At 33.2% G+C, this 22,362-nt stretch carries 17 protein-coding genes; 2 read left to right on the top strand and 15 right to left on the bottom strand.

The features are described from left to right. Positions 1-256: 256 nt before the first annotated feature. The 4 genes from guaB to ABMA45_RS10410 all read right to left on the bottom strand — a co-directional run bounded on the left by guaB (position 257) and on the right by ABMA45_RS10410 (position 4,395). On the bottom strand, positions 257-1,711 hold the full coding sequence (gene guaB, locus ABMA45_RS10425; RefSeq protein WP_022089833.1) for an IMP dehydrogenase: 1,455 nt from the start codon (positions 1,709-1,711) through the stop codon (positions 257-259). A 117-nt stretch (positions 1,712-1,828) separates the two neighbouring features. Continuing rightward, a complete protein-coding gene (locus tag ABMA45_RS10420; protein WP_022089832.1) occupies positions 1,829-2,335 on the bottom strand; it encodes a DUF6106 family protein in 507 nt (168 codons plus the stop codon). A 16-nt stretch (positions 2,336-2,351) separates the two neighbouring features. Beyond that, complete coding sequence (locus ABMA45_RS10415; RefSeq protein WP_336306544.1) at positions 2,352-4,013, bottom strand: DAK2 domain-containing protein; 1,662 nt, start codon at positions 4,011-4,013, stop codon at positions 2,352-2,354. 22 nt (positions 4,014-4,035) lie between these two features. Beyond that, a complete protein-coding gene (locus tag ABMA45_RS10410; protein WP_022089830.1) occupies positions 4,036-4,395 on the bottom strand; it encodes an Asp23/Gls24 family envelope stress response protein in 360 nt (119 codons plus the stop codon). Positions 4,396-4,778: 383 nt separating this feature from the next. On the opposite strand from ABMA45_RS10410, the gene rpmB reads away from it, so the two are divergent. After that, on the top strand, positions 4,779-4,964 hold the full coding sequence (gene rpmB, locus ABMA45_RS10405; protein ID WP_022089829.1) for a 50S ribosomal protein L28: 186 nt from the start codon (positions 4,779-4,781) through the stop codon (positions 4,962-4,964). A gap of 142 nt (positions 4,965-5,106) precedes the next feature. Here the strand turns inward: rpmB and ABMA45_RS10400 are convergent, their stop codons facing one another. From ABMA45_RS10400 to ABMA45_RS10355, 10 genes are all read right to left on the bottom strand, one after another. Continuing rightward, positions 5,107-7,518: a homocysteine S-methyltransferase family protein gene (locus tag ABMA45_RS10400; protein WP_022089828.1), complete on the bottom strand. Its 2,412-nt coding sequence runs from the start codon at positions 7,516-7,518 to the stop codon at positions 5,107-5,109. Beyond that, positions 7,508-8,185 carry a vitamin B12 dependent-methionine synthase activation domain-containing protein gene (locus tag ABMA45_RS10395; RefSeq protein ID WP_022089827.1) on the bottom strand — a complete coding sequence of 226 codons (678 nt, stop codon included), beginning with the start codon at positions 8,183-8,185 and terminating at the stop codon, positions 7,508-7,510. Before ABMA45_RS10395 ends, ABMA45_RS10400 begins: the two co-directional genes overlap by 11 nt. 8 nt (positions 8,186-8,193) lie before the next feature. Beyond that, a complete protein-coding gene (gene metF / locus ABMA45_RS10390) occupies positions 8,194-9,069 on the bottom strand; it encodes a methylenetetrahydrofolate reductase [NAD(P)H] (RefSeq protein ID WP_022089826.1) in 876 nt (291 codons plus the stop codon). 286 nt (positions 9,070-9,355) lie between these two features. After that, on the bottom strand, positions 9,356-9,706 hold the full coding sequence (locus ABMA45_RS10385) for a GerW family sporulation protein (protein ID WP_022089825.1): 351 nt from the start codon (positions 9,704-9,706) through the stop codon (positions 9,356-9,358). A gap of 14 nt (positions 9,707-9,720) precedes the next feature. Then, positions 9,721-10,716, bottom strand: a complete 996-nt coding sequence (locus tag ABMA45_RS10380; RefSeq protein ID WP_022089824.1) for a DUF2953 domain-containing protein — start codon at positions 10,714-10,716, stop codon at positions 9,721-9,723. 19 nt (positions 10,717-10,735) lie between these two features. Next, positions 10,736-11,059, bottom strand: a complete 324-nt coding sequence (locus ABMA45_RS10375) for a hypothetical protein (protein WP_022089823.1) — start codon at positions 11,057-11,059, stop codon at positions 10,736-10,738. 12 nt (positions 11,060-11,071) lie between these two features. Then, positions 11,072-12,436, bottom strand: coding sequence for a hypothetical protein (locus tag ABMA45_RS10370; RefSeq protein ID WP_022089822.1), 1,365 nt, complete (start codon positions 12,434-12,436; stop codon positions 11,072-11,074). 14 nt (positions 12,437-12,450) lie between these two features. After that, positions 12,451-13,707 carry a diaminopimelate decarboxylase gene (locus tag ABMA45_RS10365; RefSeq protein ID WP_022089821.1) on the bottom strand — a complete coding sequence of 419 codons (1,257 nt, stop codon included), beginning with the start codon at positions 13,705-13,707 and terminating at the stop codon, positions 12,451-12,453. A 20-nt stretch (positions 13,708-13,727) separates the two neighbouring features. Further along, entirely contained in the window at positions 13,728-15,224 is a 1,497-nt protein-coding gene (malQ, locus tag ABMA45_RS10360) for a 4-alpha-glucanotransferase (protein ID WP_022089820.1), read from the bottom strand. A 25-nt stretch (positions 15,225-15,249) separates the two neighbouring features. Beyond that, the gene (locus tag ABMA45_RS10355; protein ID WP_022089819.1) at positions 15,250-16,173 is read right to left on the bottom strand and encodes a hypothetical protein; all 924 of its coding nucleotides are present in this window, start codon (positions 16,171-16,173) and stop codon (positions 15,250-15,252) included. 270 nt (positions 16,174-16,443) lie between these two features. Here ABMA45_RS10355 and ABMA45_RS10350 point away from each other — a divergent pair, with 270 nt between their 5' ends. After that, the gene (locus ABMA45_RS10350) at positions 16,444-20,688 is read left to right on the top strand and encodes a 2-hydroxyacyl-CoA dehydratase (RefSeq protein WP_022089818.1); all 4,245 of its coding nucleotides are present in this window, start codon (positions 16,444-16,446) and stop codon (positions 20,686-20,688) included. Positions 20,689-20,791: 103 nt separating this feature from the next. On the opposite strand, the gene ABMA45_RS10345 is transcribed toward ABMA45_RS10350, so the two are convergent. Then, positions 20,792-22,345, bottom strand: coding sequence for an ABC-F family ATP-binding cassette domain-containing protein (locus tag ABMA45_RS10345; protein ID WP_022089817.1), 1,554 nt, complete (start codon positions 22,343-22,345; stop codon positions 20,792-20,794). Positions 22,346-22,362 lie beyond the last annotated feature (17 nt).

Here is a 22,362-nt window from a genome sequence, read left to right as displayed (position 1 = left end):
CCTCATATAATTCAAATTTTATACACGTGTCAATTTTATAAGCAATCACTAAACTGCTTCATTTAGTAACCGTTATTTTTCAACTCATTTACACCTTTATCATTTTCTAAACAAAAATTAAGTATAATGACACCTCTGCATAATATAAAAGGACTTCTACATTCCGCAAAAGTCCTTTTAATTTTAACATATTATTATGATTTTACATAGTAAAATTTTATAATTCACAATTATTTCAAACTATATTAAGTAAATATTAAACTTCTGTACTATAGTTTGGAGCTTCTTTTGTGATATGGATGTCATGTGGATGACTTTCCTTTAATGAAGCTGCTGAAATTTTAACAAACTGTCCTGTTTCTTTTAATGTTTCAATGTCCTTAGCTCCACAATATCCCATACCTGATCTAAGACCACCCATTAACTGGAATACTGTATCTTCCAATGTTCCTCTGTAAGCAACACGTCCTTCAACACCTTCTGGAACAAGTTTCTTAGCATCTGTCTGGAAGTATCTGTCTTTACTACCATTTTCCATAGCAGCAATTGAACCCATACCTCTGTATACTTTGTATTTTCTTCCCTGGAATAATTCAAATGTACCAGGTGCTTCATCACAACCTGCAAACATTGAACCCATCATACAAACATTTCCACCTGCAGCGATTGCTTTTACAATGTCACCTGAAAACTTGATTCCACCATCTGCAATAATAGGTACTCCATATTCTTTAGCTACTTCGTAACAATCCATAATAGCTGTAATCTGTGGTACACCAATACCTGCAACAACTCTTGTTGTACAAATTGATCCAGGTCCAATACCGACCTTTACTGCATCTGCTCCTGCTTCGATTAAATCCTTTGTAGCAGCTCCTGTTGCAACATTACCTGCTATTACCTGTAAATCAGGATATTTATCTTTAATTAATTTTAAAGTATTAAAAATGTTCTGTGAATGACCATGAGCTGAATCAATTACAATAACGTCAACTTTAGCCTTTACTAAAGCATCTACTCTTTCAAGTACATTTGTTGTAATACCAACTGCAGCACCACAAAGAAGTCTTCCCTGTTCATCCTTTGCTGATAATGGGTATTTAATCTGTTTTTCAATATCCTTTATTGTAATTAATCCCTTTAAATTGAAATCGTCATCTACGATTGGAAGTTTTTCTTTTCTTGCCTTAGCTAAAATTGCTTTAGCTTCTTCAAGTGTAATTCCCTCTTTAGCTGTAATCAATCCTTCAGATGTCATTGAATCTTTAATCAACTTAGAACCATCTGTTTCAAATTTCAAATCACGGTTAGTAATAATACCAACTAATTTCTTTCCTACAACAATAGGAACACCTGAAATTCTGAATTTTGCCATTAAATCGTTAGCATCTTTTAATGTATGTTCTGGAGTTAAATAGAAAGGATCTGTAATAACACCGTTTTCAGAACGTTTTACTTTGTCTACTTCGTCCGCCTGTTCCTGGATTGACATATTTTTGTGGATAATACCTATACCACCCTGTCTTGCCATGGCGATAGCCATTCTGTGTTCTGTTACTGTGTCCATTCCGGCACTCATCATTGGAATGTTTAACTTGATAGACTTTGTTAAGTGTGTTGTTAAGTCAACCATATTAGGTGTAACCTGTGAGTACTGTGGTACTAACAAAACGTCATCAAAAGTAATTCCTTCACCAATAATTTTTCCCATTGGAATATTCCTCTCTTTCTCTTTATCTTTTTTGTTTTTAGTTATTAGAACTAACACTAACAAAATTTCTTTTTATTGTCAATAAATTACTTTCCATAAAGGAATGTAAATATTTAACTATCTGTTTGCAATTCTAACTATGCTTGGTCTTATTTTGTGTAATGCTTCAACCATTTTTTCATTTGGTTCAAAAATCATTTCCGTAATCCCATTTGCTTCGTTGAAAATAACAGCATATTTTAATTTTCCGGCTTCTCTTGATGAATAATCAAGAACCTTCATTTCATTATTAACACGGCGAAGAATTTCTTCACTGTCTGCATCTGCCATTATTTCTGCATTTTTCATATCAAATTCAGCAACTTTTTTTCTTTTTCTCTGTCCCATTATTTTATCAACAGAAATTTCACTGTTAAGTATTGAATATTCATATTCTACACTTGTCATCTGAAAAGCCATATATGTGAGATAAATGGCCAGTACACCTAATGTTACACCTAAAATTCCAAGAACTGCTGTAAGTAAAAAGCAACATATAACAATAAATATGCATCCTATTCTAATTCCAATTGCTGAAAGTGATGTTTTTGTTTTAACAATATATTCTACAAATGTTTCTTCCATACGTATTCCTCCAAGCCTATTCCACTGATGCTATATAATAGTAAATTGGCTGTCCACCCGGATAAACTTCTACTTCTACGTCCGGAAGTGCTTTTTCAACTTTTTTTGCTAATTCATTTGCATCGTCTTCTGTCACATCGCTACCATAGTAAAGGCTGACAATTTCTGATTCTTCATCAACCATTTCACGAATCATATCAACTGTTGTATCAGCAATATCTTCACCTACTGAAAGGATTCCGTCATCACCTATACCCATAATATTTCCTTCATGAATTTCCTTATCATCAATAACTGTGTCTCTTACTGCGTAAGTTGACTGTCCTGTCTTTATATATGACATGTTTTCAATCATTGATTCCTTGTTTTCTTCTACTGAAGATTCTTGTACAAATCCAATCATAGCTGCAATTCCCTGAGGAACTGTCTTTGATGGAATTACAACAAGCTTTTTATCTTCAACTAAACTTTCAGCCTGCTGTGCTGCAAGAATAATATTCTTGTTATTAGGAAGAACAAATATTGTATCGGCATTTATCTTATCAACTGCCTCTAAAATATCTTCTGTGCTTGGATTCATTGTCTGACCACCTGAAATAATATAGTCAACTCCTAATCCCTTAAATATTTCATCTAAGCCTTCACCTACAGAAATTGCTACAAATCCATAGTCTTTTCTAGGCTCATTCTTTTTTTCTTCTTCCTGTTGAGCTGCTACTTTCTCAGCATCTTTAATTAATCTTTCCTGATGCTCTTCTCTCATATTATCAATCTTCATCTTTGAAAGAGATCCAAATGTAAGAGCTTTCTGAATAGCAAGTCCCGGATCATTAGTATGAACATGAACCTTTACTACTTCATCATCAGCAACAACTACAATAGAATCACCTATAGATTCAAGATATGCTTTAAATTCTTTTTCTGTTTCAATAGGCATTTCTTTATCTAAATTAATAATAAATTCAGTGCAGTATCCATATTTAATATCAAAATTATCTGTAACTTCTAATTTAGACTTGTCAACCGGTTTAGCTGCATCTTCTATTGTAAGGTCTATTTCTTTTCCAAGGAATGCATCGTAAGCACCCTTTACAACCTGCATTAATCCCTGTCCACCTGAATCAACAACTCCGGCCTGTTTTAAAACAGGAAGCATTTCAGGTGTCTGATTAAGTACATCATCACCATGTTTAATGATTTCATCAATCATTACTGTTAAATCTTCTTCTGTTTCAGCTACTTGTGCTGCTTTATCTGCCATTCCTTTTGCAACTGTAAGGATTGTACCTTCTTTAGGTTTCATAACTGCTTTGTATGCTGTTTCAACCGCTCTATTGCAGGCTTTTGCTAAAACCATTGCATCAATTTCTTCACATGTCTTAATTTCCTTTGTGAATCCTCTGAATAACTGGGAAAGGATAACACCTGAATTACCTCTGGCTCCTCTTAAGGAACCTGATGATATTGCTTTAGCAATTACTTTCATATCAGGATTTTCAATTCCGCCTACTTCTTTAGCTGCTGACATAATTGTTAATGTCATATTTGTACCTGTATCTCCATCCGGTACAGGGAATACATTTAATTCATTAATCCATTCTTTCTTTGCTTCAAGATTTTTTGCTCCTGCTAAGAACATTTTTTGAAACATACTAGCATCAATCTTATTAACCAAAATAATTTCCTCCTTGAGTAATTAGTTAGTCTATTACTCTAACTCCTTCAACATATATATTAATTTTCTTAACTGTCATTCCTGTATAAGCTTCTACTTTATACTTAACACTAGAAATAATATTCTCAGCTATTGTAGAAATATTAACACCATAAGCGATAATAACATGGAATTCTATTGAAATCTCATTATTTTCATCAATTGTAACATTTATTCCTTTTGATAAGCTGTCTCTCTTTAATAATTTAACAAGACCGTCTTTTACACTTACCATTGCCATACCAACAATACCAAAACATTCACATGCTGTTGTTCCGGCATATTTAGCGATTACTTCAGGGCTAATTAAAACCTGACCTAAATCAGTATTCATCTTTCCTTTCATATATATACCTCCTGTATATCTCAAAATCATTTTTATACATAGCTTACTATATTATACATTCTTTTCTAAAAAAATAAAAGCAGATTTTATCAACAGTTCAGTCAAGCGCCACCATACCATTAGGTTCAAAGACTGCTCGCAGGCTATTGGGCCTAATGGTATGGTGGCATTTGGTAAGCTAAATAAGCGAGAAGTAGCAGATTTATCTGCGGATTCGAGCTTTTGGCTGAACTGTTTCTTATTTAAATAGGTAATTTGTTGGATTTATTTTTATATTTATACAAAAAACTGTTGCAAATTGCAATATTTTCTGTTAGAATGCTCTTTGTGTCAGGTCAATTACGTTAATTTGACCTAATTGTTTTGTGTAAGGAGGTGCTATTATGGCTAAATGTGAAATTTGCGATAAGGGTGCTCATTTTGGTAACGCTGTGAGCCATTCTCATAGACGTTCAAATAAAATGTGGAAATCAAATATCAAATCTGTTAAAGTTAAAGTTAACGGAGGCGCAAAGAAAATGTACGTTTGTACTTCTTGCTTAAGATCAGGTAAGGTTGAACGTGCTTAATAAAAAAGAACCAACACTGTTGGTTCTTTTTTATTTTTATATTTAAAATATCCAAACTTAACTCTTTGTCAAGAATTGGAGTAGCACAATAATAAAACGGTGGTCAGATTTCCATCTATTACCACCGCTATTTTTATATTCTCTAACCCAAAACTTCTTTAGCAATATCTGCACTTCGTTTTGCATCCTTTGCATAATAATCAGCTCCGATTTTCATTGCATAATCTTCAGTAAGCACAGCTCCACCGACCATTATTTTGCAATCAAGATTATTTTCCTTTAAAAGATTAATAGTATCTTCCATTGAACCTAATGTCGTAGTCATAAGTGCTGATAAACCTACGAGTTTTACATCATTTTCCTTTACGGCTTCTACTACCTTCATAGGGTCCACGTCTCTTCCAAGGTCAATTACATTATAACCATAGTTTTCAAGAATTACTTTCACAATATTTTTTCCGATATCATGAATATCACCTTTTACAGTAGCTATTACAATCTTACCTTTTTGTTCTGACTGACCACCTTTAGCTGACATATAATTCTTAACTTCATCAAAACATACTTTTGCAACATCAGCTGCCATAATTAGCTGTGGAAGGAATATTTTTCCTTTTTCAAATTTGTCACCCACAACATCTAATGCCGGAATAAGCATATCATTTATTATTTCCATGGCGTCTTTATTTTCAAGATACGCTCTTGTCAGTTCTGCCCCCTCATTTTTAAGTCCCTGTTCCATTGCCTTTAGCAATTTACTGTTCTTACCGTCATTTGCATCACCATTATCAGCTGGAACTGCGCCTTCTTTTGTTTTACTGTTTCCAACTACCTCTGTATATTCATCCGCATGGGAAATAAATTCCATTGAATTTTTATCTATATCTGCAAGCACCTTATAAGTTCTTACAGCCCATACCATTGACGGAACATTCGGATTCATAATAGGCAAATCAAGTCCATTTGTAAGTGCCATTGTCAAAAATGTCTTATTTACTAATTCTCTGTTTGGTAAACCAAATGAAATGTTCGATACACCCAAAACAGTTCTTAATCCTAATTCATTTTTAACAATATTTAATGCCTTTAAAGTTTCTCCTGCAGCTTTCTGTTCTGCTGAAACCGTTAAAACAAGACAGTCTATAATAACGTCTTCTTTTGGAATCCCATAACTTAATGCTTTATTTAATATTTTCTTAGCAATTTCAACTCTGCCTTTGTAATCAGCCGGAATACCATTTTCATCCAATGCAAGTCCAATAACTGCAGCACCATACTTTTTAACAATAGGAAGAATGGTATCTAACACCTTATCTTCGCCATTTACCGAGTTTACAATTGCCTTACCATTATAAACTCGCAAAGCCGCCTCAATAACTTCCGGTTTTGTTGAATCGATCTGAAGTGGAACTGAAACAATGCTTTGAAGTTCTTTTACAGTCTTAATCATCATTTCTTTTTCATCGATTTCAGGATGACCAACATTTACATCTAATATTTCAGCTCCGGCTTCTATCTGTTCAGTTGCCTGTCCTAAAATATAGTCCATATCTTTTTCAACTAACGCTTGTTTAAAACGCTTTTTACCTGTAGGATTGATTCTTTCACCGATAATTCTAGGTTGGTTTACCACTACGGTATTAATTGGAGAACATATTGCAAGTTGTCTTTCCTGTCTGTTTGATTCAAATTCATTATTCTTCTGTGCTTCTACAAGCATTGCTTTAACGGCACGAATATACTCAGGATTTGTACCACAACATCCGCCAAATATTCTAGCACCAAATTTTAGCATCTGTTTATAATCTTCAACAAACTGCTCAGGTGTTACATCATATTCATTTGTAACAGGGTCAGGCAAACCTGCATTAGCCTTTACAATTACCGGAATATCTGACCATTTTCCTATTTCTTCTACTATTGGTGCTAACTGGTCAGGTCCAAGAGAGCAATTTACACCAATTGCATCAACCCCAAGTCCCACAATTGTAAGTACCATTGCTGAGACTGAACATCCTGTAAATGTTCTCTTATTTTCTTCAAATGTCATTGTAACAAACACTGGTAAGTTTGAATTTTCCTTAGCCACAAGAACAGCAGCTTTTGTTTCTAACAAATCAGTCATTGTTTCAATTACAATTACATCTGCATCTTTTCCGGCAAGAATTTCTTCTTTAAAAATATCATATGCTTCTTCAAAGCTTAAACTTCCTGTTGGTTCAAGAAGTTGTCCTATAGGTCCTATATCAAGTGCAACGAAGCTTTCGCTTCCCTCGCATGCTTTTCTACCGTTTTCAATTGCCTTTTTTATTATTTCTTCTGTTGAATATCCTGTACCCTTTAACTTATATCTGTTTGCGCCAAATGTATTTGCATAAACAATATCCGAACCGGCTTCAATATATTGTTTATGAATATCAATAATCCAATCAGGTTTGGTAATTCCCAAAGTTTCAGGAACCACTCCCATCTTCATTCCTTTTTTCTGAAGCATGGTTCCCATAGCTCCGTCTAAAACAATATATCCTTTTTTCAATAATTCTTTAACGTCCACAGTTCTTTCCCGCCTTCCTATATTGGCATTTTTCTCTAAAGCTACAATTATCACAACTTTTCTTGTTTGATGTCTTAAGATTATATCCCATACCAATAATACATGTAACTGATTTTGTAGGTGTAAGCATAAAACTATCATTAACACATACGCCTATCTGTTTTGATGCATTTACAACATTTAAAAACTGTTGTTGCAATTCTAACGGAAAATCATCATATCCTATGCCAAATCTCCATGTATATTCGTAATTAGGAAATTCTTTTTTTATAATTTCTTCAACCTTGTCGCATACCTGTTCTACAGCAGCCGAAGCCATACTATCAATTATGGCAGCCTGTGCCATATCTCCTATCTGTTTTCTTCTAATTAAAGAATCCACTCCAGCAGATAATGTAACGCACATCATAGCAATTTTTTCACATCCTTTAAGATGATTTTTTATTGCCTCTCCTTTTAATTCAAAATCCACACCATCTATAGAATAATCTTCATTTAAATCAAATACTCTATAAACATATTTAGGCTGTATAACCTTTAGCAATTCTTCACTACATATATCCAATAATTTTTTTGTATTATCGTCAGGTTTATTATCCCCATATCCTAAATATCTTAAAGCTTCATTTACATTTACATAGTCAAGTATTATGTCTTTATCTCTCATTTTATTCCTTATCTGTTGTGCTTAACCACACTTTCAACTCCTTCTGTAATTTTTCTTGCTACATAAGGGTTGTTCATTGTATAAATATGTACACCATCAATTCCATTAGCTGCCAAATCAATAATCTGATTAATCGCATATGCAATTCCTGCATCTCTTAAAGCTTCCGGATTTGATTCATATCTCTGCATTATTCTTGATAATGATGCAGGAATACTTGCTCCACACATTGTAACCATTCTTTCAATCTGGCTCTTACTTGTTACAGGCATAATTCCGGCTTCAATCGGTACATTAATATCTGCAATTCTGGCTCTTTCCAAAAAATCGTAGAATACTCTATTATCAAAAAATAACTGAGAAATCAAATGGTCTGCTCCTGCATCCACTTTTTTCTTTAAGTTCTTTATATCATCAACTGCATCTTTTGCTTCCATATGTACTTCAGGATAGCATGCTCCTGAAACATGAAATCCGCCCTTGTCCATAATATATTTAGTCAAATCAGATGCATATGTAAAATCTTTTTTAGGCTCTAACCCTTCAACTCTGTCACCTCTTAAGGCTAAAATATTGTCTATTCCCTCTTTTTTTAATTCTTCAAGAATCTTATCTATTTCATCCTTTGTGTTATTAATGCATGACAAATGAGCTATTGTTTCTAATTTATATTCATTCTTAATTTTTGAGCAAATATCCTTTGTTATAGGATTTGTTACTCCACTTCCACCTGCTCCATAAGTAACACTAATAAAATCAGGTTTCAAATCTGTAAGTTTTTCTATTGTGTCATATACCGTTTCTATTCCACTTTCTTTCTTTGGTGGGAATACCTCAAAAGAAAATATTGTTTTTCCTTCTTCAAATAAATCTGCTATGTTCATTGTTCATTTACCTTTCTGTATTTTATTTGCATGAGCAAAAAAGATTATACCCTAAAATCAGGCACATAATTATCAAGCAGACCACTAAAAAAGTGCTACTTATTATTAACGCTATAGTCATTCCAAGCGCAACCCAAAATAGAGCAAATCCACAAACTTTTCCCATTTTAATTCCTAGTGTTTTTATATAGATATTATATGAAAAAAATTAATAAAAATAACCTATAAACAAGCCATTTTTATTAATTTATTTCTAAAATCAATTGTAATAATTCTTAATTTTCATTTACTCTTCATCAAATGTATCTGCATCATCATTTTTACTTGTAAATTTATTAACAATATCAGGAACCATATCAATGATTCTCGAGAACCCATCCTGGTCATTTATACTGATAAGTTTTGAAGAACCATCTTTTATAACCAATACGGCACTTGGTGTTATCTTTCCACCAACTCCTCCACCTGCACTTGTATCTTTTGAAAAAGTACCAACACCCATTCCAAAAGAAACATCAGCCATAGGAAGAATAATTGTATCTCCAACAGTTATTGCTTCACCTACAACAGATTTTGTAGTAATAAATTTTTCCATTGCTCTTAGTAAATCATCTGTGGCTTTTCTATCTTCTGACATATAAATACCTCCTGTCAACTAAACTTATCAATAACGGCATGCACTTCATCTTTCATATAAATCTGTAAAATATAAACACCTACAACTCCTATAGAAAAATGTCCCCATGCCTTGATTATTCCATTAAATTTCTTGTTTTCAAAATCAGGTTCTATTTGAAAATTATCCATATTAAGCTTTAACGCAGTACATACAACTGCAATAACTCCAAGCATCTTCCCCGTCTTGTCCGGACTTTCAAATCCAAACTCAAGTTTTCCTCTTATTTTTTTAGGTTTCAGTAACTTTACAATCTGACTTGTCTTACTTTTAATATAGTTATATGCAGTTTTTACTTCTTCACTCTTTAAATACTCTATTAAATATTTAAATTTTTTTTGATTATTTTTAAATTTGTGTTTTGTGCTTCGAACCTTATGCTTTATTTTACCAAATAGTTTTCTACATTTAAACCATATATTTTTAATAAACTCTATTAACTGCTTTACTTTATAGTCTAAATCACTATTCTCTTCATCGGTTGATGATTCTTCTTTGTTAATATAAGACTGACGTTCATCTACACTTTCTTTATCTAAATGTTTCTGGTTGTTTGCCGAAGCATTTTCCTCAATGTTATCACCCTTAAATTCTTGTCCGGCTTTTATGAAATCGTCACTCTCTACAGAATTCATATTTTTATCATTATCTTCTGTACTGCCACGTTTTTCATATTTTTTGTCATTTTCAAATGTTTCATAAGAATCATATTCATTTTCATCAGTATCATCACTAAAAATTTTTAATCCAAAAATTCTCAATGAATACTTCAGTTCTTCACTGTATTCCATATTAAAATGAAGAAGATGAAAAAGCCATCCACCATGAATTGTTAAATAACTTTGTTCTTTATTTTTTATTCCTTCAATCTTATATGATGCCGGTAAAATAAACAACAGCGCAACTAAAGCAAGACTTGCCAGCAGAATAATTCCTATTATTTTTAATAAAATTAATAAAATATGTAACATTTTACTCCTTCTGTTGCAATCAAGTGAAACTATGATTATTTTCCATATATTCCTTTAGTTTAAATTGCCCGGTTGCGCGGAAACAATCCATAATAATCAACTGGGTCATATCATAAGCTTCTTCCTTGCCTTTAGCTATACCATAAATCATAAGTTCCGAATTAAGATATCTCTTTTGTAAGAGCACATATGACGGATAAATGTCAAGGACATCCGTATCATTGAAGGGTGCAGCCAATACATAAATATTAAACTGCATTTTTCCTTCTTTTATTTTAGAGACAATATTATCCTTATCGTCCATTGCTTCATGTCCTATATACAAATCATCGCACCATTTCATATGCACCTCCATTTATACAATCATCGATGAAATAATTTCTAAGCATCCTTTTTTTTCTGCCATATCAGTACATCCCTTTAAACAATTGTATACGAAATCCTGTAATTCACTTATATTGTTGAAAAATACAGGTAATTCACTCAATGTTGCAGACATTATCGACTTCTTTATCAGCCTCTGACTATTAGCGAATTTGTCGATAAATTCTTTGTACAGATTTTCCTTTACCTTTTCTAAATATTCTTCATTTACCTTATCCTTATCCTGTTTTTTGTCAAATTCCACAAATAAACTGTCTGAATTTAACAGAGGAAGTCTTGATACCTTTTCATATGTTTTTTCAAGATTATTTCTGATAATGTCATCTTTATTCTTATCTAATATCTGGTCAACAATATCGTAATTCATTATATTGTGATAAAGTTCTTCCTGTTTGCCTTCTAATTTAACAAACATCGCCTCTAATTCTTCATTTGTCTTATGAGCAAATTTTCCTGTAAACATCAAATTAGTTTCACTGACAACTTCGCTACATATTGCTGTAATGTCATCATTTTCCTGACTCTCTGATGTATATAGCACAAGCAAAACATCATTAATCAATTCCTGCATCATCATATTTGCAGACACATTATCATCAATATAAGCTGTTAACTCTGATAATTTTTCAGAAAATTCATTAACTTCATCTTCTGTTATATTCTTCAAATCATATTTATCTAATTCTTCAAATGTATCATGAATTTCCGGATATAAAAGTTTGTAATCTTCCTTTTCTTCTAAAATAGCACTTGTTCTTATTCTATAAACAAAATCATCTAAACTACTCTTTTCGCCCTGATTATATACATCTAATCCCGAATTTACATATTCAAAAAACTTTGATTTAGTCATTCTGATTGGAAGCTGACCTATAATTTCACATATTTTACTGTTAATTATTGTCGCGTCTTCATCATCGAATATATATTTCATTATTTTTCTTGTAAATTCTTCATCACTATAATTTGCCGGCATATCATAATCGTGATATTTATATTCAACTCTGTTGTACGCAAATTCGTATACATTATACTTATCTACATAATATGTTAAGGCCTGCATTTTTCTAATGATGTTATTACGCATATCCTCAACTACACTTATATCTTCTTCACTCATGTCTGCAATAACTTCATTCATCTTATTTAATTCTAAGACAATATCAGAACTTATTACATCATTTTCATCCTGCTGCATCTGCAAAAAAGTATAGTAGTTAAGCGCAAGTCTGATATATGCAAATTTATTATTTATTTTGCTAAATCCATCTGCATATTTTTTTAGATTATCATCTATATTTTTACCCTTAGAAATCTCATTAATTATCTGTCTCATATTTTCCTCCATGACTATTTCATTATGTCACAGAAATCAAATGTAGCAAAATAATCTTTTGGAGTTTCTGCTCTACGAATTAATTTTACGCTTCCATCTTCCTGTAACAATAATTCTGCAGAACGAAGTCTTCCGTTATAATTATATCCCATTGAGAATCCATGAGCTCCTGAATCATGAATTACAAGGAAATCTCCCATATCAATCTTTGGCAATTTTCTGTCTACTGCAAATTTGTCATTATTTTCGCATAATGAACCAACAATATCATATGTATGGTCGCAAGGTTCATTTTCCTTACCCATAACAGTAATATGATGGTAAGCTCCATACATTGCAGGTCTCATCAAGTTAGCAGCACATGCATCTACGCCAATATATTCTTTGTAAATATGCTTTTCATGTACAGCCTTTGTTACAAGTGCACCGTATGGTCCCATCATGAATCTTCCCATTTCAGTATAAATAGCTACATCATCCATTCCTGCAGGTGTAAGCACCTCTTCATATACTCTTCTTACTCCCTCGCCAATAACCATAATATCATTTGGTTCCTGATCCGGTCTGTAAGGTATTCCAACACCACCTGATAAATTGATGAATTTAATGTGTGCTCCAGTCTTTTCCTTCAACTCAACTGCAAGTTCAAAAATTGTCTTAGCAAGTCTAGGATAATATTCATTTGTAACTGTATTACTAGCTAAGAATGCATGAATTCCAAAATTCTTTACGCCTTTTTCTTTTAAAATTTTATAAGCTTCAATAATCTGCTCGTGAGTCATTCCGTATTTAGCATCTCCCGGATTGTCCATAATTCCGTTACATGCTTCAAAAACTCCACCCGGATTATATCTGCAACTTACAGTTTCAGGAATGCCTGCTTCTTTTTCCATGAAATCAATCATTGTAATATCATCAAGATTAATAATTCCGCCAAGTTTTGCACAATATCCAAATTCACCTTCAGGTGTTTCATTTGAAGAGAACATAATCTCATCGTCTCTAAACCCTAATTTGTCAGCAATCATAAGTTCTGTATATGATGAACAGTCAACACCACATCCGACTTCTTTTAACTTCTTTATGATAAATGGATTTGGTTCAGCTTTAACAGCAAAATATTCTCTAAATCCCTTATTCCATGAAAATGCTTCATTAACTTTTCTTGCATTCTCCATAAAACCCTTTTCATCATAAATATGATATGGCGTAGGATAAGTCTTTTCAATTTCCTTAAGTTGTTCAAGTGTTACAAACGGTTTCTTTTCCATTTTTTCAGTCCTCCTAATAATTATCTGCCGTATATATCGGTTAAATATCTAAGTCTCTCAACTTCTTTATCACCAAACTGGTTTTTGGTCATTCTCCAACGCCAGTTAGTTCCCATTGATGATGGCAGATTCATTCTGCCAATATTGCCAACTTTTAAAACATCCTGCATTTGGAATATTACAACATTCGCCACGCTGGCATAGGCGCATGTAAATAATTTATCCACAATATCTTCAATCGAGCCATGTCTACATTCTAAGAACTCTCTTATGTATCCTAACTCCCAATATTGCAAACCTGTAAAATATCCCATTAAGGTATCGTTATCATGAGTTCCACCATAAGCCACAGTATTCTGCGTCCAAAAATATGGCAAATGCTCATTCTTTCTGTCTCCGTCAAATGCAAATTCTAAAACCTTCATTCCAGGAAATCCACTCTTTTCAAGGGCTTCCACTACTTCAGGTATTTTTACACCTAAATCTTCAGCAATGATTTTCTTATCTCCCGTTGCTTCTGATATAGCTTTTATAAGTTTCATTCCCGGACCTTTTTCCCATTTTCCGTTTCTGGCATCCTCATCTTCTGCAGGTATTGTATAGTATTTTGTCATTCCAATAAAATGATCAATTCTAACTATATCGTATAATTTTGCGGAGTGTTCCATTCTCTTTCGCCACCATGAAAAATCATCTTTTTCTAACTTTTTCCAATCATATAACGGATTCCCCCATCTTTGACCTAAATCAGAAAAAGCATCCGGCGGAACTCCTGCCACTTTTTTTGCCTCCAGATTCTCATCTAGCTGAAAAATTTCAGGATGAGACCATACATCTGCTGAATCCATAGCAACATAAATTGGAATGTCTCCTATTATTTCGATTCCTTTTTCGTTGGCATACTCTTTTAGTTTAAACCATTGTTCGAAGAATTTAAACTGTAAAAACCTATAAAAATCCAGTTCATCTGAAAATTCTTCTATCTTTTTATCTAACGCTTCCTGCTTTCTGAATCTTATATCCTCTTCCCAATCCTGCCACGAAGTCGACTCAGCATCATTTTTGCATACACAATACAAGCAGTAATCATCAATCCAAAAATCATTTTCTTTAACAAATTCTTTATATTCTTTCAATGCCTTGTGATTACTATTCTTATAAGCTTCTTTTAAAACAATAAATCTGGAATTATATATCAAACCATAGTCAACATACTGTTCTTCAATGTTCCATCTAAAACTATCTACATATTCTTTTGTAATAAGACCTTCTTCAATTAATGTATCCAAATCGATAAAATAAGGATTACCTGCAAACGCAGAAAAAGAAGCGTATGGGCTGTCTCCATAACTTGTTGTTCCAAGTGGCAGAACCTGCCAGTACTTTTGTCTCGCAGCAACTAATCTGTCAACAAATTCATATGCATTTTTTCCAAAAGAACCTATTCCGTAAGGTGAAGGAATACTACTAATATGCATCAATATTCCCGCACCTCTTTCAAATTCTTTTTGAGCCATATATATTTTATTCCTCCATTTTCAATTAACAATGTGTATGTGTAAATAAATGGTCCTGACAGTACTCTTTATTTCCACTACATTTTGAGCAATATCTGAAAGTCAAATTAGGATCATCTAATTCTGTTCTTCCACAGATTGCACATTTATGCTTAGCGCCATTTTCATATTTAGGCTGTGTAGCCTGACGTATATTCTTTCGATATTCTCTTTTTCGTTTTATCTGATATGGTGATAATTTATTTCTTGTTTGAAAGAAGAAAATCATAAAATTAAGTAATGATGTAATTACCATCATTCTTGTTACCCATGAGCCTTGAAGTATTTCTACAAAAATGAACGCTCCATATAATACTCCTAACCATTTTACCTTTATAGGAATTATGAAATAAAGCAATACCTCTGCATTAGGATAGGTAGCTGCAAATGCAAGGAATATTGACATATTGATATAATAAGTACTTACAAAATTACCTATTCCCATGCCAATACCTCTATATATTACTGCTAAATCCGTTACACTTGTGCCACTATAGCTCATGCCAACTGCATTTAACACTGTCTCATATTCACCTGTTGTATTACATATTATTACTAAAATCACATACAAAAGGAATGCACCTATAATCGTAAACAACATACCTGAGAAAATATATACATTATATCTGTACTTTCCCCATGTATTTTCAAGATTATTTCCTACTGAATAGTAAAAGAAAAGCATAATTATAGTAAACAGACCTAATGCCTCAGGCATTGTAACTACCCATGATACAAGTCTCCAAATCTGTCCATGTAATATTAAATATGGGTCAAATGTAATATATTCATATAGACCCGGAATCAAATAATAAATTGCATAACCTATGGCATATCCTATTACCAAATATAATGACAAATTGCTTATCGCATATCTGCTGAATTTTCTTTCAAAGTTTGATTGTTTCATAGAAATCTCCTATTCTAAAATCTTATACAAGTATAATTTTATTAGTATCTTTTGTCAAACATACAATACATTTTTTACATATCTTTTTTGACACATTCAAATGTTACACCCTGATTGTTAAATTTTAATTAAAAAATCAGGACATTTTTACAAACAATTCACAAATTTGTTACTCTTATGTACTTATTTATATGTTGTTATTTGTCGCAAATTATAATATAATGTATAACGTTTATGGATTTTTATAACTTAAGAGGAAGGTAAACAACAATGAATGATAAAGCATATTACAGCCTTGGTATTGACATTGGCTCAACAACTGTAAAAATTGCAATTTTAAATAATGATAATGAAATTATGTTTGCTGACTATGAGCGTCACTATGCAAATATTCAGGAAACTTTAGCCGGATTATTAAAAAAGGCTAAAGAAAAATTAGGTGACATTACCTTATCACCTATGATTACAGGTTCAGGCGGACTTACTTTGTCAAAACACTTAGGAGTTCCATTTGTTCAGGAGGTTGTAGCTGTTTCTACAGCATTAAATGATTATGCACCTCAGACAGATGTTGCAATTGAACTTGGTGGCGAAGATGCAAAAATAATTTATTTTACAAATGGAATTGAACAGCGTATGAACGGTATCTGTGCCGGTGGTACAGGTTCTTTCATTGACCAGATGGCTTCTCTTCTTCAGACTGATGCCAGTGGTTTAAATGAATATGCTGCTAATTATCAGGCAATTTATCCAATTGCCGCACGTTGTGGTGTATTTGCCAAAACAGATATTCAGCCATTAATTAACGAAGGAGCTACAAAAGAAGATTTGGCTGCTTCTATTTTCCAAGCAGTTGTAAACCAGACCATTTCGGGTTTGGCATGCGGAAAACCTATTCGTGGTACAGTTGCATTTTTAGGAGGACCTCTTCACTTCCTTCCTGAATTAAAAAATGCATTTATAAGAACTCTTAATCTCGATGATGAACATATTGTTGCACCTGAGCATTCACATTTATTTGCTGCTACAGGTTCTGCAATGAATCACGATTCAAAAGTTTTAGTTAATATAACAGATTTGTATAACCGTCTTTCTAAAGGAATTAAGATGGATATGGAAATCAAACGTATGGAACCTTTATTTAAAAATGAAGCTGAATATACTGAATTTACTGTAAGACACAACAAAGATACAGTAAAGAAAGGTGATTTAAGCACTTATTCAGGAAAATGTTTCTTAGGTATAGATTCAGGTTCTACTACTACTAAGGCAGCTGTTGTCGGAGAAGATGGAACTTTATTATATTCATTCTACAGCAGTAACAATGGAAATCCTTTGGCAACTATTATTGGTGCAATTAAAGATATTTACTCTAAATTGCCTAAAGATGCTGAAATTGTACGTTCTTGTTCTACAGGATACGGTGAGGCTTTAATTAAAGCGGCTTTAATGCTTGATGAAGGTGAAGTTGAAACTGTTGCACATTATTATGCAGCTGCATTCTTTGAACCTGACGTTGACTGTATTCTTGATATCGGCGGTCAGGACATGAAATGTATTAAGATAAAGAATCAGACTGTAGACAGCGTCCAGTTAAATGAAGCCTGCTCATCAGGTTGTGGTTCTTTCATTGAAACATTTGCTAAATCGCTTAATTACTCAGTTGTCGATTTTGCTAAAGAAGCTTTATTTGCCAAGAATCCTACAGACCTTGGTACACGTTGTACAGTATTTATGAATTCAAATGTAAAGCAGGCACAAAAAGAAGGTGCAAGAGTTGCAGATATTTCTGCCGGACTTGCTTATTCTGTTATTAAGAATGCTTTATATAAAGTTATTAAAATTACAGACCCTAAAGACCTTGGGGAAAAAGTTGTTGTTCAGGGTGGAACATTTTACAATGATGCTGTTTTAAGAAGTTTTGAAAAAATATCAGGATGTGAAGCTATCCGTCCTGACATTGCAGGTATTATGGGTGCATTTGGTGCTGCCCTTATTGCAAGAGAACGTTATCACGGCGAAGCAACAACAATGCTTTCTATCGATGCAATTAACAAATTTGATTACACAACAACAATGACACGATGCAAAGGTTGTACAAACAACTGTATGCTTACTATAAATAAATTTATTGACGGACGACGTTTCATAAGCGGAAACCGTTGCGAAAAAGGTCTTGGAAAAGAGAAAAATAAAGATAACATTCCTAACTTATTTGAATATAAATTCCACAGAATGTTTGATTACGAACCATTGTCTGAGGAAAATGCTAAACGAGGAACTGTAGGAATTCCACGTGTACTTAATATGTATGAGAATTTCCCATTCTGGGCTACTTTCTTTAAAAGATTAGGATACAGAGTTGTTCTCTCACCTGAGTCTTCAAGAAAAATATATGAATTAGGTATTGAATCAATTCCTAGTGAATCAGAATGTTATCCTGCAAAGATTGCTCACGGTCATGTTACCTGGTTAATCAGAAACGGTATTGATTTTATTTTCTATCCGTGTATACCATACGAAAGAAATGAAACACCGGATGCTAATAACCACTACAACTGCCCTATTGTTACATCTTATGCAGAAAATATAAAAAATAACGTTGAAGAATTAAACGATAATTCTATCAAATTTATGAATCCGTTTATGGCTTTAACAAATGAGGGAACTATTACAAGCCGACTTGTTGAAGAATTTTCAAAAGAATTTGATATTCCTAAAGCCGAAATTACTCAGGCTGCACATGTTGCATGGGTAGAATTATTAGCTTCAAGAGATGACATTCGCAAAAAAGGCGAAGAGACATTAGCATATATAAAGGAACATAATCTTCACGGTATCGTACTTGCAGGTCGTCCATACCATGTTGACCCTGAAATCAACCACGGTATTCCTGAAATGATTAACAGTTATGGTCTTGCCGTTTTAACAGAAGATTCTATTTCACATTTAGCTCCTGTTGAAAGACCTTTGATTGTATCTGACCAGTGGATGTACCATTCAAGACTTTATGCAGCTGCTAACTATGTAAAAACAAGAGATGATCTTGATTTAGTTCAGCTCAATTCATTTGGATGTGGTCTTGATGCCGTTACGACTGACTGCGTAAATGATATTTTAACTAAATCAGGAAAGATTTACACTGTTCTTAAAATCGATGAAGTTAATAACTTAGGCGCTGCAAGAATCAGAATACGTTCTCTTCTTTCAGCCATTAGAATAAGAAAAGAAAGAAATTATCAAAGAGACATCAAGCCATCTTCAATCAAAAAAGTTGAATTTACAAAGCAGATGTTTGATGAAAAATATACAATACTTACACCTCAGATGAGTCCAATTCACTTTAAGATGCTTCAATCTGCAATGAATTCATGTGGATACAACTTTGAAGTTCTTCCAAGTGAACAATCATGCATTGATATGGGTCTTAAGTATGTTAACAATGATGCCTGCTACCCTTCACTTATTGTTGTAGGTCAGATTATGGAAGCATTATTATCTGGAAGATATGATTTACACAAAGTGGCTGTTGTTATTACTCAGACAGGTGGCGGATGTCGTGCTACTAACTATATCGGATTTATCAGACGTGCATTAGAGAAAGCCGGATTAGAATACATTCCTGTTCTTTCCCTTAGTTTATCCGGTATTGAAAAGAACAGTGGATTTAAGATTACTCCTAAATTTGCAGTTAAAGCAGTTCAGGCAGCAATGTACGGCGATTTATTTATGAGAGTTGTATACAGAACAAGACCTTATGAAGTAAATCACGGCGAAACAGATGCACTTCATAAAAAATGGGAAGATAAATTATGTGCTGAACTTGCAGATAATAAATTTGGAATGAAACGATATAAAAATAATCTTCGCAAGATTGTTGAAGAATTTGATGCTATTCCTGTAAAAGATATTAAAAAACCACGTGTTGGTATTGTTGGTGAGATTCTTGTTAAATTCTCTCCTACTGCTAACAATGACCTTGTAAACTTATTGGAATCTGAAGGTGCTGAAGCCGTTATGCCTGACCTTGTAGACTTCTTCTTATATGGATTTAGAAACTCTACATTTAAGGCCGAAAAATTAGGTTTTAAAAAATCATCAGTAATTCTAAGTACCATTGGAATAAAAGCTATAGAATACTTCAGAAAAACAGCTAAGGAGGCTTTAATAAAGAGCAAACACTTCACTCCTACAAGCGATATTTGGGAAATGTCAGAAATGGCTGAGGAAGTTGTTTCAATTGGTAACCAGACCGGTGAAGGATGGTTCCTTACAGGTGAAATGCTCCACTTAATAAAAGATGGAGTTCCAAACATAGTTTGTACACAGCCTTTCGCCTGCCTTCCTAACCACATTGTTGGAAAGGGTGTTATCAAAAAGCTTCGTGCAATGCATCCTGAAGCAAATATTGTAGCTGTTGACTATGATCCCGGTGCAAGTGAAGTTAACCAGTTAAATAGAATTAAACTTATGCTTGCAACTGCAAATAAAAGATTAAAAGAAAAACAAAATTAAAACATATACCATTTGGTACATTACACAAAACAAGGCATGGGTTGGAAATGAACCCATGCCTTGTTTTGTGATATTCTATCTAATTTATTATATGTCTTATATCTTAATCTAACAGACTCCACTGGCTTACATCCCACACATCTGTTACCCAATCCTCATAAAAATCAGGTTCATGACATACCATAAGTATGCTTCCCTTGTATTCTGTAAGCGCTCTCTTTAATTCTGCCTTAGCATCTACATCCAAATGATTTGTAGGTTCGTCAAGAACCAAAAGATTTGTTTCTCTGTTAATTAATTTGCAAAGACGGACTTTTGCCTGCTCTCCTCCGCTTAACACTCTTATCTGACTTTCAATATGATTTGTAGTAAGTCCACATTTAGCCAACGCGCTTCTTACTTCATATTGGTTAAATGAAGGAAATTCATCCCAGATTTCCTCAAGGCATGTAGAACGGTTTTCTTCCTTTATTTCCTGTTCAAAATAGCCTATTTGCAGATAATCTCCCAATTCAACTTTTCCATCTATAGGTTTAATTTCTCCTAAAATACTTCTTAAAAGAGTTGTTTTTCCAATACCATTTGTTCCTATTACTGCAATTTTCTGTCCTCTTTCCATAGACAAATTAAGTGGCACAGATAATGGCTTATCATATCCGATTACCAGATTCATTGTGTCTATTATAAATTTGCCGGACGTCCTTGCTTCCTTAAATCTAAATTCCGGTTTTGGCTTTTCTCCTGCAAGTTCAATTAAATCCATATTATCAAGTTTTTTCTGCCTTGACATTGCCATGTTTCTTGTTGAAACTCTAGCTTTATTTCTTGCCACAAAATCCTTTAAATCAGCAATTTCTTTTTGCTGTCTGTTATATGCAGCCTCAAGTTGTGCCTGTTTTACGGCGTGTACTTCTTTAAACTTATCGTAATCGCCTACATATCTGTCCAGTTTTTGATTTTCCATATTATAAATTAAATTAATAACACTATTTAAAAACGGTATATCATGTGATATTAAAATAAAAGCATTCTCATAATCCTGTAAATATCTCTTTAACCATTCAATATGTTCAGCATCCAAATAGTTTGTCGGTTCATCAAGCAATAAAATGTCAGGCTTTTCTAACAATAGTTTTGCAAGCAATACCTTTGTTCTCTGACCACCACTTAAATCATTTACATCTTTATCAAGCCCTAAATCTGTTAATCCAAATGCCCTTGCTATTTCTTCTACCTTTGAATCTATCAAATAAAAATCATGCATTGTAAGCATATCCTGAATAACGGCAAGTTCATCCATATATATTTCAAGTTGCTTCTCATCCGCATCACCCATTTTATTGCAAATGTCATTCATGTTTTCTTCCATTTCAAACAGGAAGTCAAATGCCGATTTTAAAACATCCTCTATTGTCATTCCTTTTTCTAAAACGATATGCTGGTCTAAATATCCTACTCTGACATTTTTAGCCCATTCAACTCTGCCTTCGTCAGGTTGCAATTTACCTGTTATTATATTCATAAACGTTGACTTACCTTCACCATTTGCTCCAACAAGTCCTATATGTTCACCTTTTAATAATCTAAATGATACATCATCAAAAATTGCTCTATCGCCAAAACCATGTGTTAAATGTTCTACATTTAATATGCTCATATTTTTCCTTTCATCTT

This window comes from Eubacterium sp. CAG:156 (genome assembly GCF_000434315.1).
In the GTDB taxonomy this organism is placed as follows: domain Bacteria; phylum Bacillota; class Clostridia; order Lachnospirales; family Lachnospiraceae; genus Eubacterium_U; species Eubacterium_U album.
The sequence above is the reverse complement of the archived record's forward strand: the minus strand, read 5'-3'. Positions and strand labels throughout refer to the sequence as shown.